Here is a 13,327-nt window from a genome sequence, read left to right as displayed (position 1 = left end):
GCCGACATCATGCGTTCGATGACACCGCCGAATGCCTGACGAGGCGTGGAATCGACTCCACGTGCCCGCGTGGCGCGGGCCCCCGCGTTCATCATAGCCCGGTGCGGCGCGCCTCCGATACCTTCGAAAGGGCCAGACGCGCCGCGCGTCTCATGCCTACCGGCGTATCCGGGCCCTTCCGATCGCAGCGGGAGCGTCAGACACGGCCAAGCGCGCCGGCGGGCCGCCCCGGCCGCGCGTGCCGGCAAAGCAGGCGCCGCCAAATACAACGGCCGCTCCGGATGGGGAAGCGGCCGTGTGCGGCAGGCGCGGTCAGCCCGCCGGTGCTATTTCGGCGGAACGGAGGGATCGCCGTAGCCGGCCGCATCCTTGCGCACCTGGCGGAACCACAGCCGGTGATGCTTCCAGGCCCAGCCCCAGGTGACCGTGCCGCGCACCATGGCGCCCATCGAGCCCTTCACCCAGATTCCCGCGTAGACGTGCACGATGATCGCGCAGATCATCACCAGCGCGCAGACGGCATGCAGCACCGATGCGCCGCGCACCACCCAGATCGGAAAGTAGAACGAGAAGTACGCCCGCCACATCACGATGCCGCTGGCCAGCAGACCCAGCATGCACAGGATCAGCACGTAGAACAGCAGCTTCTGGCCGGCGTTGTACTTGCCCACCTCGGGCAGCCGGTCTTCGCGGTTGTTGACCACGTCGCGCATCTGCCTGAGCCACTGCACGTCGTTGCGGTTCATCAGGTTGTGCCGCCACATGTGGATGGCGAACAGCATGAAGGAGACGAACATCACCACCCCGACGAAGGGATGCAGGATGCGCGTCCACGGCCCGCCGCCGAACAGGCCGGTGAGCCAGTAGAACGCCGGGTGGAACAGCGCCAGCCCGGACAGCGCCAGCAGCACGAAGGTGATGGCGGTGATCCAGTGGTTGGTACGCTCGTTGGCGTTGTAGCGCAGGATCAGCTTGCGATGATGGTCAGCCATGGCGCACCTCCTCTTCGGCCTTGCGCTCGTCTTCCTCGTCGGTCTCGTTGGGGCCCACGCGCACGTAGTGGAAGAAGCCCACCAAAGCGGTCAACGCCATCGCGGCCACGCCCAGCGGCTTGGATATGCCCTTCCACAGCGACACCATCGGGCTGATCTTCGGGTCTTCCGGCAAGCCGTGGTAGAGGGCCGGCTTGTCGGCGTGATGCAGCACGTACATCACGTGCGTGCCGCCGACGCCCGCCGGGTCGTACAGCCCGGCGTTCTCGAATCCCCGCGACTTCAGGTCCTCGATGCGCTCCTCCGCATGGTGCTTCATGTCCTCCTTGGTGCCGAACACGATGGCGCCGGTGGGACAGGTCTTCACGCACGCGGGCTCCTGGCCCACGGCCACGCGGTCGGAACACAGGGTGCACTTGTACGCCTTGTGGTCCTTCTTGGAGATGCGCGGCACGTTGAACGGGCACCCTGTGATGCAGTAGCCGCAGCCGATGCAGTTCTCCTCGTGGAAATCCACGATGCCGTTGTTGTACTGCACGATCGCGCCCGGCGAGGGACAGGCCTTCAGGCAGCCCGGATCCTCGCAGTGCATGCAGCCGTCCTTGCGGATCAGCCACTCCAGGTCGCCGGCCGGGTTCTCGTATTCGGAGAACCGCATCACCGTCCACGAATGCTCGGTGAGGTCGGCGGGGTTGTCGTACACCCCCACGGTGGTGCCGACCTCGTCGCGCAGGTCGTTCCACTCCATGCACGCCGTCTGGCAGGCCTTGCAGCCGATGCACTTGGAGACGTCGATCAGCTTGGCGACGCTGCCGGTGGACGGCTCGCGTACGCCGGGCGGCGGCGTGGTGGTTGCGGAGACCCGCTTGATGTCCAGGGATTGCATTGACATGTCTGGGCTCCTATACCTTCTCGACCTTCACGAGGAAGGACTTGAACTCCGGCGTCTGGCTGTTGCCGTCGCCCACGAACGGGGTGAGGGTGTTGGCCAGGAACCCCGGCTTGGTCAGCCCCACGAAGCCCCAATGGATGGGGATGCCCACGTGGTGCACCGGTTTGCCCTCGACCGTCAGCGCCTTGATCCGCTTGGTGACCAGCGCCACCGCCTTGATGTAGCCGCGGTTGGACGAGACCTTCACCCACGAACCATTGGCGATGCCCAGCTCATTGGCCAGCGTCTCGCCGATCTCGACGAACTGCTGCGGCTGCACGATGGCGTTGAGCAGCACGTTCTTGGTCCAGTAATGGAAGTGCTCGGTCAGCCGGTACGTGGTGGCCACGTACGGGAACTGGTCGGCCGTGCCCATCTGCTCCAGGTCGCCCTTGAACACACGCGCGGCAGGGTTGCTGGTGACGCCCTTGGCCTTCGGATACAGCGGGTTGTAGCCCACCGGGGTCTCGAAGGGCTCGTAGTGCTCGGGGAACGGCCCTTCGTTCATGCCGGCGCGTGCGAAGAAGCGCGCCACCCCTTCGGGGTTCATGATGAAGGGGCTCATGCCGCCCGCCGGGTTCTCGTCCGCCTTGAAGTCCGGCACGTCGGCGCCGGTCCAGCCCTTGCCGTTCCAGGACACCAGGTGGCGCCGCGGATCGAAGGGCTTGCCGTTCACGTCGCAGGACGCCCGGTTGTACAGCACGCGCCGGTTGGCCGGCCAGGCCCACGCCCAGTTCAGCGTCTGCCCGATGCCCGTGGGATCGGAGTTGTCCCGGCGCGCCATCATGTTGCCCGCCTGGGTCCAGGCGCCGCAGAAGATCCAGCAGCCGCTGAGCGTCGAGCCGTCGTCGCGCAGCTCGGCGAAGCCCGACAGCTGCTCGCCCGCCTTGCGCGTGACCTTGGTCGGGTCCTTCGGATCCACCAGGTCGACCAATGCCCGGCCGCTGTATTCCATCGCCAGCTCGGCCGCGGTGGGGCTTTCCGGATTGGAATACGGCCAAGACAGGTTGACGATGGGGTCCGGATACTTGCCGCCGTCCTTGCGGTACATCTCGCGGATGCGGGTGAAGAGATCGGACATGATCTCGATGTCGCTGCGCGCCTCGGCCGGCGGCTCCGCTCCCTTCCAATGCCACTGCAGCCAGCGGCCCGAGTTGACCAGCGCGCCCTCTTCCTCCGCGAAGCAGGTCGTGGGCAGGCGGAACACCTCGGTCTGGATCTTGGAGGGATCCACGTCGTTGTGCTCCCCCGCGTTGCGCCAGAACTCGGCCGTCTCGGTGTTCAGCGGGTCCATGATGACCAGGAACTTCAGAGACGAGAAGCCCTTGAGCAGCTTGGCCTTGTTCGGGGCGGCCGCCAGGGGATTGAAGCCCTGGCAGATGTAGCCCGTCATCTTCTGCTGGTTCATCAGCTCGTAGACCTGCAGCATGTCGTAGGGCTTGTCCAGCTTGGGCAGGTAGTCGTAGGCCCAGTTGTTTTCCGCCGTGGCCGCGCCGCCCCACCAGGCCTTCATCATGCTGACGAAGAACTTGTTGTAGTTCTGCCAGTAGCTCAGCTGGTTGGGGCGCAGCGGCTTCAACGCGCGCGCCGCGATGTACTTGCCGTAGTCCTGCTCCGCCTCGTTGGGCAGCGTCATGTAGCCCGGCAGCAGGTTGGACATCAGGCCCAGGTCGGTCAGGCCCTGGATGTTCGAGTGCCCGCGCAGCGCGTTCATGCCGCCGCCCGCGATGCCGATGTTGCCCAGCAGCAGCTGGACCATGGCCCCGGTGCGGATGATCTGCGAGCCGATCGAGTGCTGCGTCCAGCCCAGCGCGTACAGGATGGTGCCCGCGCGGTCGGTGCCAGCCGTCGAGGCCAGCAGTTCACAGACCTTGTGGAACTTGTCCTTCGGCGTGCCGCAGACGCGCTCGACCATCTCGGGCGTGTAGCGCGAGTAATGCCGCTTGAGCATCTGGTACACGCTGCGCGGATGCTGCAGCGTGGGATCGGTACGGACGAAGCCGTCCTCGCCCCGCTCGTAGTCCCAGGTGCTCTTGTCGTAGACGCGCTTCTCGGGGTTGTAGCCCGAGTACAGGCCGTCCTGGAAGGCGAAGTCTTCGCGGACGATGAACGAGAAGTCCGTGTAATTGCGGACGTACTCGTGCTGCACCTTGTCGTTTTCCAGCAGGTAGTGGATCACCCCGCCCAGGAAGATGATGTCGGTGCCGGTACGGATGGGCGCGTAGTAGTCCGCCACGGATGCCGAGCGCGTGAAGCGCGGATCCACGACGATCAGCTTCGCCTTGTTGTGGGCCTTGGCCTCGGTCACCCACTTGAAGCCGCAGGGGTGCGCCTCGGCGGCATTGCCGCCCATGATCAGGATTACGTCCGCGTTCTTGATGTCGACCCAATGGTTCGTCATCGCTCCACGGCCAAACGTCGGGGCAAGACCTGCCACCGTCGGGCCATGTCAGACACGAGCCTGATTGTCGAACGCGAGCATCCCGAAGCTGCGGGCCACCTTGTGCGTGACGTACGCGGTTTCGTTGCTGGACGCCGAGGCTGCCAACATGCCCGTGGTGATCCAACGGTTGACCGTTTGGCCGTCGGCCGTCTGCTGCACGAAGTTGGCGTCGCGGTCGTCCTTCATCAGCTTGGCGATGCGCGTCATCGCGTCATCCCAGGAGATGCGTTGCCACTTGTCGGAGCCGGGCGCGCGGTATTCGGGATACTTGAGCCGATTCGGACTGTGGATGAAGTCGATCAGCGAGGCGCCCTTGGGACAGAGGGTCCCACGGTTGACGGGGTGGTCTGGGTCCCCTTCGATGTGGATGATGCTGGCTTCGGCATTCTTGGCCTTGTCGCCGAGCCCATACATCAGGACTCCACAGGCTACCGAACAGTACGGACAGGTGTTGCGCGTCTCGGTCATGCGCGCCAGCTTGTACTGGCGGACCTCCGCCATGGCCGTGCCGGGGGCTGCCCCCAGCAATGCCAGGCTGGAGCCCGCCAGCGTCGCTCCTGTCACCTTGAAGAATTGCCGGCGATTCATGGTGGCCATGACGCACTCCCTTCAGGTGGTTGAAAGGACGGCCGGCAGCCCCTCGAGGCATCGTGCGCCGCGAAAGACCTGGCAGCCGTCCCGGATATTGGGGCGAGTATAGGCCTGGCTCCGTCCCCCGGGCAATCCAGGCATGTTGCATTGCATCGACGACGGACATGCGCAACGCTTACATTACGGGTTTTCAACGCCCGGGTTCGCCCGCTTATGCCCACGCCATGGACGACGCTTTCAGCCACCAATTGTCGATGACCATCCTGATGACGCCTGACATGGCGAACTTCTCAGGCAATGTGCACGGCGGCACCATCCTCAAGTACCTGGACCAGGTGGCCTACGCCTGTGCCAGCCGGTACGCCGGCCACTACGTCGTCACGCTGTCCGTCGACCAGGTGGTGTTCCGCCAGCCGATCCACGTCGGCGAACTGGTCACCTTCCTGGCCTCGGTGAACTACACCGGACGCACCTCGATGGAGGTCGGCATCAAGGTCGTCACCGAGGACATCCGCAAGAAACTCGTGCGCCACACCAACAGTTGCTATTTCACGATGGTGGCGGTCGACGACAAGGGCCAACCCATCGAGGTGCCGCAACTGCAGCTGCGCACGCTGGAAGAGCGCCAGCGCTTCGAGGGCGCCAAGCAGCGCCGCGCGCTGCGCCAGGAAATGGAAAAGCGCCACGACGCCATCAAGCAGGAAGTGCAGGATTCCACGCCCTCGCACTGACGCGGGTATCGGGGACGGCGCGGCCCATTGAGAACTGATATCGTTTGCCTTGTGTCGGTCCTCGCATCGAGCAGCCGGCCCGGCGCCCCGCACGCGCCCCCGCATCCAGGAGCTCCCGCCATGACCGACCCGATCTACGCCACGCGCGCTGCCGAACTACGCATCCGCCACGACGCGTTGGCTGCCACGGGACCGGCCGCGCGGGCGCGCAACCTGGCCAACACGCTGGGCGTATCCGAGGCCGAATGGGTCGCGGCCCGATGCGGCGGCCTGCACGCCGTGCCGCTGGCCGGCACGCCGCAGGCCATCTTCCGCGAACTGGGCACGCTGGGCGAGGTGATGGCGCTGACGCGCAACGACTGGTGCGTGCACGAGCGCCATGGCCGCTACGAGGACATCCAGGCAGATGGCCCGGTAGGCCTGGTGCTGGGACCGGACATCGACCTGCGCGTGTTCTTCAGCCTGTGGCGCCATGCCTGGGCGGTGGAGCACGACGGCCGCCACAGTCTGCAGTTTTTCGACGTGGCAGGCCAGGCCGTGCACAAGGTCTATCGCACCGACGGCACCGATGCCACGGCCTGGGCCGCGCTGGTGGCCAGGCTGTCCGGCGAGCCCTACTGGCCCGAGCCCGAGGCCTATCCGGCGCCCGAGGCCCACGTGCCCATCGCCGATCCGGCCGCGTTCCGCGAGGCCTGGCTGGCGATGCAGGACACGCACGAATTCTTCCCGCTGCTGCGCAAGTACAAGGCCGCGCGGCTGGACGCCCTGCGCGTGGCCGGCGCCGACCTGGCGCAGACGGTGGACGCCGGCGCGGTGGAGCACATGCTGCAGGGCGCGGCGGACACGGCTCTGCCCATCATGTGCTTCGTGGGCAACCGCGGCATGATCCAGATCCACTCGGGCCCGGTCGCCAACCTGCGCCGTACCGGCCCGTGGTTCAACGTGCTGGATCCGCACTTCAACCTGCACCTGGACACCACCGCCATCGACAGCGCCTGGGTCGTGGCCAAGCCCACTCGCGACGGCTGGGTTACCTCGCTGGAGGTGTATGCGGCCAACGGCGACCTGATCGTGCAGTTCTTCGGCGCGCGCAAGCCCGGCCAGCCCGAGCTGCCCGCCTGGCGCGACCTGCTGGCGGGCCTGTGCGGCCAGCCGCTGGCAGCCTGAACAAGGACGACATCATGATGCATCGAGCGACTGCCCTGCTGCTGGGCGCGTGCCTGGCCTGGTCCGCGCAGGCCCATGCGCAAGAGCGCGTGGTCACCCTGGGCGGCAGCGTGACCGAGATCGTCTATGCCCTGGGACAGGGCAAGCGCGTGGTGGGCGACGACCTGTCCAGCCTGTATCCCGAGGCGGCCACGAAAGTGCCGCGCGTGGGTTACTACCGCGCCGTGCCGGTCGAGGGCGTGCTGGCGCTGCAGCCGGACCTGGTCCTGGCCTCCGAGCAGGCGGGCCCGCCGGACGCCATCCAGCGCCTGTCCACCGTGGGCGTGAAGGTCGAAGTGGTGTCCGACAAACCCTCTGTGCAGTCGCTGCATGCGCGCATCGAACACATTGCCCGGCTGCTGGGTGCCGAAGCAGCCGGCAGGCAACTGGTGGAATCGGTCGACCACGGCCTGGAGGCCGCGCAAGCGCTGCCCGCTTCGGGCGCGCGCGCCCTGCTGATCATGAACCGCACCGGCACGCCACAGGGCGCGGGCGCCGGCACCGCCGCCGGCCTGCTGCTGGAACTGGCGGGCCTGCGCAACGTGCTGCACGACCAGCAGGGCTACAAGCCCCTGTCGGCCGAAGCCTTCAGCGCGCTGGCGCCACAGGTGCTGGTAGTGACCAGCGCCTCGCTGGCCGCGTCCGGCGGCCTGCAGAAGCTGCGCGCCATGCCCGGCCTGGCCGGCACGCCGGCGGCCTCGTGCATCGTGGTGATGGACGACCTGCTGGCGCTGGGCACCGGCCCGCGCCTGCCCCAGGCCGTCCGCCAATTGAAAGAGACCGATTGTGTCGCTGGCCAGGGTGCGCACCGCACGCCCGCCTAGCGGGCGGCGCGGCGACGCGGCCCTGCTGGGGCTGGCCGTCGCGCTGGCGGTGGCGGCCCTGCTGGCCGCGGCCAGCGGCGCGGTGCGCATTCCGCCCGCCGACGCGCTGCGGCTGCTGTGGTCGGGCGTCTCGCAGCCCGACGATGCGCTGTGGCGCAACGTGCTGGTCGACATCCGGCTGCCGCGCGTGCTGTTCGCCATGGTGGCCGGCGCCGGCCTGGCCCTGTGCGGCGCGGCGCTGCAGGCCCTGTTCCGCAACCCCCTGGCCGAGCCCGGCCTGGTCGGCATCTCGGCCGGCGGCGCGCTGGGCGCGGTGGCCGCCATCGTGCTGACCCGCGGCGGCTATGCCGTCATCGCGCCGGCCGCGTTCGCGGGCAGCCTGCTGGCCACCGCCTGCGCGTATCTCGTGGGCCGCCGCGCGCCGGGCGTGGCGGGCCTGCTGCTGGCCGGCGTGGCCATCAACACCGTTGCCGGCAGCCTGATCGGCCTGCTGACCTACATGGCATCGGACAGCCAGCTGCGCGACCTGACCTTCTGGAGCATGGGCAGCCTGGCCGGCGCGAACTGGCGCCTGCTGGCCTTCCTGGCTCCATGGACGTTGCTGTGCTCGCTGTGGCTGCTGACCCAGTGGCGCGTGATGAACGCGCTGCTGCTGGGCGAGCGCGAGGCCGGCCACCTGGGCTATGCGCTGACCGCCGTGCGCCGCAAGCTGATCGTGGCCACCGCGTTGATCGTCGGTCCGCTGGTGGCCGCCACCGGCGGCATCGGCTTCGTCGGCCTGGTCGTGCCGCACCTGGTGCGCATGACGCTGGGCGCCGACCATCGCCGCCTGCTGCCGGCCTCGCTGCTGGCCGGCGCCCTGTCGCTGGTGCTGGCCGACTGGCTGGCGCGCGTGGCGGTCATCCCGGCGGAACTGCCCATCGGCCTGGTGACCAGCCTGGTGGGCGGGCCGTTCTTCCTGTGGCTGCTGGCGCGGGGACGGAGATTCTGATGACGCTGCAGGCCGACGACATCGCGGTGACGCGCGGCGGCGCCGCCGTGCTGACGGGCGTTTCGCTGACCCTGCAGCCCGGGCGCGTGCTGGGCCTGCTGGGCGCCAACGGCGCGGGCAAGTCGACACTGCTGTCCACGCTGGCGGGCGAACTGCGCCCGGGCGGCGGCCGCGTGCTAATGGACGGCGCCGACGTGGCCGCCGTGCCCGCGCGCAAGCAGGCGCGCCGCCGCGCGGTGCTGCCGCAGAAGCCGTCGCTGACCTTCGACCTGGGCGTGCGCGACGTGGTGTCCATGGGCGCCTATCCGTTTCCCGAACTGGCGCCGGACGTGGTGGACGGCCTGATCGACGCGGCGCTGGACCAGGCCGGCGTGGCCCATCTGGCGGCGCGGCGCTATCCCGAACTGTCCGGCGGCGAGCAGCAGCGCGTGCAGTTCGCGCGCGTGCTGGCCCAGTGCCGCGCCGCGGCGCGCGAGGGCGTGCCGCCCTATCTGCTGCTGGACGAACCGATCTCCAGCCTGGATCCCAAGCACCAGATCGAGCTGCTGCGCACGGCATGGACGCTGGCGCACGAGGACGGCCTGGGCGTGCTGGTGATCGTGCACGACATCAACCTGGCGGCGCGCTGGTGCGACCGGCTGGTGCTGCTGGCGGACGGCAAGGTCGCGGCCGAAGGCGGTCCCGCGGACGTGCTGACGCCGCCATTGCTGCGCAAGGTGTACGACATCGACGCGGACGTGCTGCCGCATCCGAAGATAGCGGGGAAGCTGCTGGTGTTGCCCCGGGAGGGGTGAGCGGCGGCGTTCAAAACACCCAGTTCTCGACCAGAAGGCCGGGCACGCGCTCGAACTCACGTGCGTTGTTCGTCACCAGCATCAAGCCCGCACTACGGGCATGTCCGGCGATATGCATGTCGTTGACGCCGATAGGCTGGCCCGCGCGCTCCAGTGCGGCGCGAATGCTTCCGTAATGCGCTGCCGCGCGGTCGTCGTAGGGCAGCACCGCGAGCCGGCTGCAGAAATCTTCCACGCTCTGGAGGTTACGCATGGGCGCTGCGCTCTTCTCCGCGCCATGCATCAGTTCAGCCAGGGTGACCGTGGAGATGGCCATCCGACCGTGGTGCTGATTGAACGTCGCAAGCGCGGATGCCGGACGCCGCTTGATCACGTAGATCACGATGTTGGTATCGAGCAGGTACTTCAGCATCGCATACTCCTCCGGAAAAACCGGGCCTTCCTGGATTTCCGGGGCATCCGACGCCTTCGGGTCTAGAAAGGCTCGCGAGCGGGCTGTTCCTGCGAAGCCCGCGTCTGCATGAAGTCGTCGGTCACGCTGGCATCGCCTAGGAAGAAGCTGTCCCAGGCCGAATCGACCGGCGTCAATACGCGATCTCGACCGACGATGCGCACCTCGACCCGCTTCACATGGTCGGGGAACCGGGTTTCGGCCGGCAGGCGGACCGCCTGGGTTCGATTGTTGGTGAAGATGGAACCGGTACTCATTGGCACCTCCGCGGTTGCTATATACATTTATCATATACCTTATCTGCCTCGGGTAAAAGGTTCAAACCGCAAGTCCCGGAGTGTGCCTCTCTTCCCAGGCGCTAGACTGGTCCGCATGGACATTTCCGCCATCCCCTGCGGCCTGCCGGACACACTGGATCGGCATGGTTACGCCATTGTTCGGCAGTTGCTCGATGCCACCACCTGCCAGGCGCTGGCCGCGCGGTACGATGAAGACGCCCTGTACCGCTCGCGCATCGTGATGAAGCGCCACGGCTTCGGCAGCGGCGAGTATCGCTACTACGCCTATCCGCTGCCCGATCCCGTGGCGGCGCTGCGGCGCGCGCTGTATCCGTGCCTGGCGCCCATCGCCAACCGCTGGAACGCGCAGCTGCGGCTGCCCGTGCGCTATCCGGACACCCATGCCGAATACCTGCGCGGCTGCCATGCCGCGGGCCAGCAGCGGCCCACGCCGCTGATCCTGCGCTACGGACCGGGCGACTACAATTGCCTGCACCAGGACCTGTATGGCGACTGGGTGTTCCCGTTGCAGGTCGCCATCCTGTTGTCCCGGCCCGGCGACGACTTCGACGGCGGCGAATTCCTGCTGACCCAGCACGTGTCCGGCCAGCCGGCGCGCGCCGACGTCGTGCCGCTGGCCCAGGGCGATGGCGTGGTGTTCGCCGTGCATCACCGGCCCGTGCCGGGCGCGCGCGGCAGCCGCCGCGCCCTGATGCGGCACGGCGTCAGCCGCCTGCATGCGGGCAGCCGCCATACGCTGGGCATCATCTTCCACGACGCGCTCTGACGCCATGCTGTTCGACGACTGGTTCGACTCCCCGCAGCCCGGCCGCCGCGAGGCCCTGGGCCCCCAGGCCTGTGTGCTGCGCGGCTTTGCGCTGGAATACGTGCCGCGCCTGCTGCCCGCCCTGCGCGAGATCGAGCGGACCGCGCCGGCGCGGCAGCTGGTCACGCCCGGCGGGCGCACCATGTCGATCGCGATGAGCAATTGCGGCGCGCTGGGCTGGACCTCCAGCCGCAACGGCTACCGCTATACCGCGCGCGATCCCGCCAGCGGCCAGCCCTGGCCGTCCATGCCCGCCCCATTCCTGGAGCTGGCGCAAGCCGCGGCCGACGCGGCCGGCCATCCGGGCTTCGTGCCGGACGCGTGCCTGATCAACCGCTACGACCCCGGCACGCGCCTGTCGCTGCACCAGGACCGCGACGAGCACGACCTGGACCATCCCATCGTCTCCGTCTCGCTGGGCATTCCCGCGGTCTTCCTGTTCGGCGGACTGCGCCGCGAGGACGCCACGCAGAAGGTGCCGCTGTTCCATGGCGACGTGGTGGTGTGGGGCGGCGCCGACCGCCTGCGCTACCACGGCGTGCAGCCGGTAAGGGAGGCCGAGCATCCCGAACTGGGCCGGCTGCGCATCAACCTGACGTTTCGCCGGGCCGGCTGACGGGCGGCGAATTCGACCGCAAGCTTCGGAGCGCCGCGGCGGGCGCGCCGCACTACAGTGTCCATACCCCCAGCCACGAGCCTACGCCATGCCCCGCCTCCAAGCCGCCCCTGCGAATACCGAAAGCGATCCGCGCTGGGCCGCGGTGCTGGCGCGCGATCCTGCCGCGGACACGCGCTTCGTCTATGCGGTGACGACCACGGGCGTATATGCGCGGCCCAGCAGCGCGGCGCGCCTGCCTCGTCCCGAGAACGTGGTGTTCTTCGACTCCGCCGAAGCCGCCGAGGCGGCCGGCTACCGTCCCAGCCGCCGCGCGGCGCCCGACCGCACCGAGGCCGCGGCCCGGCACGCCGCGCTGGTGGCCGACAGCTGCCGCTACATCGAACAGGCCGAAACCGCCCCAACGCTGCAGGAACTGGCCGTGCGCGCCGGCATGAGCCCGTATCACTTCCACCGCGTGTTCAAGGCCGAGACAGGCCTGACGCCCAAGGCCTACGCCGCCGCGCACGTCGCGCGGCGCATGCGGCAACAGCTGGGCGCGGCCAAGGCCAGCATCACCGACGCCATCTACGAGGCCGGCTTCAATTCCAACAGCCGCTTCTACGAACGTGCCGACCGCCTGCTGGGCATGCGCCCCAGCGACTATCGCGACGGCGGCAGCAACAGCGAGATCCGCTTCGCGGCGGCGCAATGCAGCCTGGGCGCCATCGTCGTGGCGCAAAGCGCGCGGGGCGTCTGCGCGATCCTGCTGGGCGACGATCCCGACACCCTGGTGCGCGAGTTGCAGGACCAGTTTCCCAAGGCCCGGTTGATCGGCGGAGACGCCGATTTCGAACAGGTGGTGGCGCAGGTCATCGGCATGGTGGAAGCGCCCGCGCTGGGCTTGAACCTGCCGCTGGACGTGCGCGGCACGGCCTTCCAGGAGCGCGTGTGGCAGGCGCTGCGCGAGATTCCGCCGGGCCGCACCGCCACCTACGCCGAGATCGCGCAGCGCATCGGCCTGCCCAGGGCGGTGCGCGCCGTGGCGCAGGCCTGCGCCGGCAACCGCATCGCCGTGGCCATTCCATGCCACCGCGTGGTGCGCAGCGACGGCGCCCTGTCCGGCTATCGCTGGGGCGTGGCGCGCAAGCGCGAACTGCTCGACCGCGAGGAAACCGCATGACGCTGGCCGAACTGCTGCACGACCGCGACAACGCGGCGCTGCGCGCGCGGTTGCAGGCGGATGGTCATGCCGTGTTGCCGCGCCTGTTCGACGCCGGGCAGTGCCAACGCCTGCGCGATGGCATCGACGCGGCTTATCGCATCGCCTGCCTGCGGGAGGACCAGTTCGAGCCCCTGGCCTGCGCGGAAGCCCCAGATGCAGGCCATGTACTGGTGCTGACCGTGCTGCTGTCGGATGCGCGGGATTTCTCGGGCGGCGAATGCGTGATGACCGAGCAGCGCCCGCGCCTGCAATCGCGGCCGATGGTGCGCAGGCTGCAGCAAGGCGACGCACTGCTCATGGTGGTCGGCGTGCGCGAGGTGCAGGGCACGCATGGCCCGTATCGCGCGATCCTGCGGCACGGCGTGGCGCGCGTGCGCGCAGGGGTACGTTGGTCGGCGCAGCGCACGTACCTGCGGTTTTGATGTTCCGAAATGCAAGTCCGACGCGCC

14 protein-coding genes are annotated in these 13,327 nt (G+C 68.5%); 9 read left to right on the top strand and 5 right to left on the bottom strand.

From position 1 onward, the window contains the following. Positions 1-326: 326 nt before the first annotated feature. From FS845_RS00835 to fdnG, 3 genes are read right to left on the bottom strand one after another with little or no spacing between them, the layout of a single operon-like run. Positions 327-992 (bottom strand): formate dehydrogenase subunit gamma, encoded by a 666-nt coding sequence (locus tag FS845_RS00835; protein ID WP_144629984.1) that lies wholly within the window; start codon positions 990-992, stop codon positions 327-329. After that, complete coding sequence (gene fdxH, locus FS845_RS00830; protein WP_144629982.1) at positions 985-1,884, bottom strand: formate dehydrogenase subunit beta; 900 nt, start codon at positions 1,882-1,884, stop codon at positions 985-987. The genes FS845_RS00835 and fdxH overlap by 8 nt, the downstream gene beginning before the upstream one ends. 10 nt (positions 1,885-1,894) lie before the next feature. Continuing rightward, positions 1,895-4,963 carry a formate dehydrogenase-N subunit alpha gene (fdnG, locus tag FS845_RS00825; RefSeq protein WP_144629980.1) on the bottom strand — a complete coding sequence of 1,023 codons (3,069 nt, stop codon included), beginning with the start codon at positions 4,961-4,963 and terminating at the stop codon, positions 1,895-1,897. Positions 4,964-5,181: 218 nt separating this feature from the next. On the opposite strand from fdnG, the gene FS845_RS00820 reads away from it, so the two are divergent. The 5 genes from FS845_RS00820 (at position 5,182) to FS845_RS00800 (ending at position 9,503) form a co-directional block, all read left to right on the top strand. Beyond that, positions 5,182-5,688: an acyl-CoA thioesterase gene (locus FS845_RS00820; RefSeq protein ID WP_144629978.1), complete on the top strand. Its 507-nt coding sequence runs from the start codon at positions 5,182-5,184 to the stop codon at positions 5,686-5,688. A 120-nt stretch (positions 5,689-5,808) separates the two neighbouring features. After that, a complete protein-coding gene (locus FS845_RS00815; RefSeq protein WP_144629976.1) occupies positions 5,809-6,855 on the top strand; it encodes a hemin-degrading factor in 1,047 nt (348 codons plus the stop codon). Between the two features lie 17 nt (positions 6,856-6,872). Then, positions 6,873-7,718 (top strand): hemin ABC transporter substrate-binding protein, encoded by an 846-nt coding sequence (locus FS845_RS00810; protein ID WP_144631170.1) that lies wholly within the window; start codon positions 6,873-6,875, stop codon positions 7,716-7,718. A gap of 22 nt (positions 7,719-7,740) precedes the next feature. Then, positions 7,741-8,709 (top strand): FecCD family ABC transporter permease, encoded by a 969-nt coding sequence (locus tag FS845_RS00805; RefSeq protein ID WP_409929254.1) that lies wholly within the window; start codon positions 7,741-7,743, stop codon positions 8,707-8,709. Next, entirely contained in the window at positions 8,709-9,503 is a 795-nt protein-coding gene (locus FS845_RS00800; protein WP_144629974.1) for a heme ABC transporter ATP-binding protein, read from the top strand. Before FS845_RS00805 ends, FS845_RS00800 begins: the two co-directional genes overlap by 1 nt. 10 nt (positions 9,504-9,513) lie before the next feature. Here the strand turns inward: FS845_RS00800 and FS845_RS00795 are convergent, their stop codons facing one another. Together FS845_RS00795 and vapB are read right to left on the bottom strand one after the other, a co-directional pair. Then, positions 9,514-9,915 carry a type II toxin-antitoxin system tRNA(fMet)-specific endonuclease VapC gene (locus FS845_RS00795; protein WP_144629972.1) on the bottom strand — a complete coding sequence of 134 codons (402 nt, stop codon included), beginning with the start codon at positions 9,913-9,915 and terminating at the stop codon, positions 9,514-9,516. A gap of 62 nt (positions 9,916-9,977) precedes the next feature. Then, a complete protein-coding gene (gene vapB, locus FS845_RS00790) occupies positions 9,978-10,211 on the bottom strand; it encodes a type II toxin-antitoxin system VapB family antitoxin (protein ID WP_144629970.1) in 234 nt (77 codons plus the stop codon). A 115-nt stretch (positions 10,212-10,326) separates the two neighbouring features. Between vapB and FS845_RS00785 the strand changes: the two genes are divergently transcribed. The 4 genes from FS845_RS00785 (at position 10,327) to FS845_RS26925 (ending at position 13,300) form a co-directional block, all read left to right on the top strand. Beyond that, complete coding sequence (locus FS845_RS00785) at positions 10,327-11,019, top strand: 2OG-Fe(II) oxygenase (protein WP_144629968.1); 693 nt, start codon at positions 10,327-10,329, stop codon at positions 11,017-11,019. Positions 11,020-11,023: 4 nt separating this feature from the next. Then, a complete protein-coding gene (alkB, locus tag FS845_RS00780) occupies positions 11,024-11,674 on the top strand; it encodes a DNA oxidative demethylase AlkB (RefSeq protein ID WP_144629966.1) in 651 nt (216 codons plus the stop codon). A gap of 88 nt (positions 11,675-11,762) precedes the next feature. Continuing rightward, on the top strand, positions 11,763-12,836 hold the full coding sequence (ada, locus tag FS845_RS00775; protein WP_144629964.1) for a bifunctional DNA-binding transcriptional regulator/O6-methylguanine-DNA methyltransferase Ada: 1,074 nt from the start codon (positions 11,763-11,765) through the stop codon (positions 12,834-12,836). Next, entirely contained in the window at positions 12,833-13,300 is a 468-nt protein-coding gene (locus FS845_RS26925; RefSeq protein WP_409929241.1) for a 2OG-Fe(II) oxygenase, read from the top strand. The genes ada and FS845_RS26925 overlap by 4 nt, the downstream gene beginning before the upstream one ends. Positions 13,301-13,327 lie beyond the last annotated feature (27 nt).

The organism is Bordetella genomosp. 13 (genome assembly GCF_007679965.1).
Classification (GTDB): domain Bacteria; phylum Pseudomonadota; class Gammaproteobacteria; order Burkholderiales; family Burkholderiaceae_B; genus Bordetella.
Note: the sequence above shows the minus strand (reverse complement) of the source record. Positions and strands in the feature narration are given on the sequence as shown.

Coding starts and splice junctions, on each gene's coding strand:
- FS845_RS00835 (WP_144629984.1), bottom strand. CDS start 992: ATGGCTGACCATCATCGCAAGCTGATCCTGCGCTACAACGCCAACGAG.
- fdxH (WP_144629982.1), bottom strand. CDS start 1,884: ATGTCAATGCAATCCCTGGACATCAAGCGGGTCTCCGCAACCACCACG.
- FS845_RS00820 (WP_144629978.1), top strand. CDS start 5,182: ATGGACGACGCTTTCAGCCACCAATTGTCGATGACCATCCTGATGACG.
- FS845_RS00815 (WP_144629976.1), top strand. CDS start 5,809: ATGACCGACCCGATCTACGCCACGCGCGCTGCCGAACTACGCATCCGC.
- FS845_RS00810 (WP_144631170.1), top strand. CDS start 6,873: ATGCATCGAGCGACTGCCCTGCTGCTGGGCGCGTGCCTGGCCTGGTCC.
- FS845_RS00800 (WP_144629974.1), top strand. CDS start 8,709: ATGACGCTGCAGGCCGACGACATCGCGGTGACGCGCGGCGGCGCCGCC.
- FS845_RS00795 (WP_144629972.1), bottom strand. CDS start 9,915: ATGCTGAAGTACCTGCTCGATACCAACATCGTGATCTACGTGATCAAG.
- vapB (WP_144629970.1), bottom strand. CDS start 10,211: ATGAGTACCGGTTCCATCTTCACCAACAATCGAACCCAGGCGGTCCGC.
- FS845_RS00785 (WP_144629968.1), top strand. CDS start 10,327: ATGGACATTTCCGCCATCCCCTGCGGCCTGCCGGACACACTGGATCGG.
- alkB (WP_144629966.1), top strand. CDS start 11,024: ATGCTGTTCGACGACTGGTTCGACTCCCCGCAGCCCGGCCGCCGCGAG.
- ada (WP_144629964.1), top strand. CDS start 11,763: ATGCCCCGCCTCCAAGCCGCCCCTGCGAATACCGAAAGCGATCCGCGC.
- FS845_RS26925 (WP_409929241.1), top strand. CDS start 12,833: ATGACGCTGGCCGAACTGCTGCACGACCGCGACAACGCGGCGCTGCGC.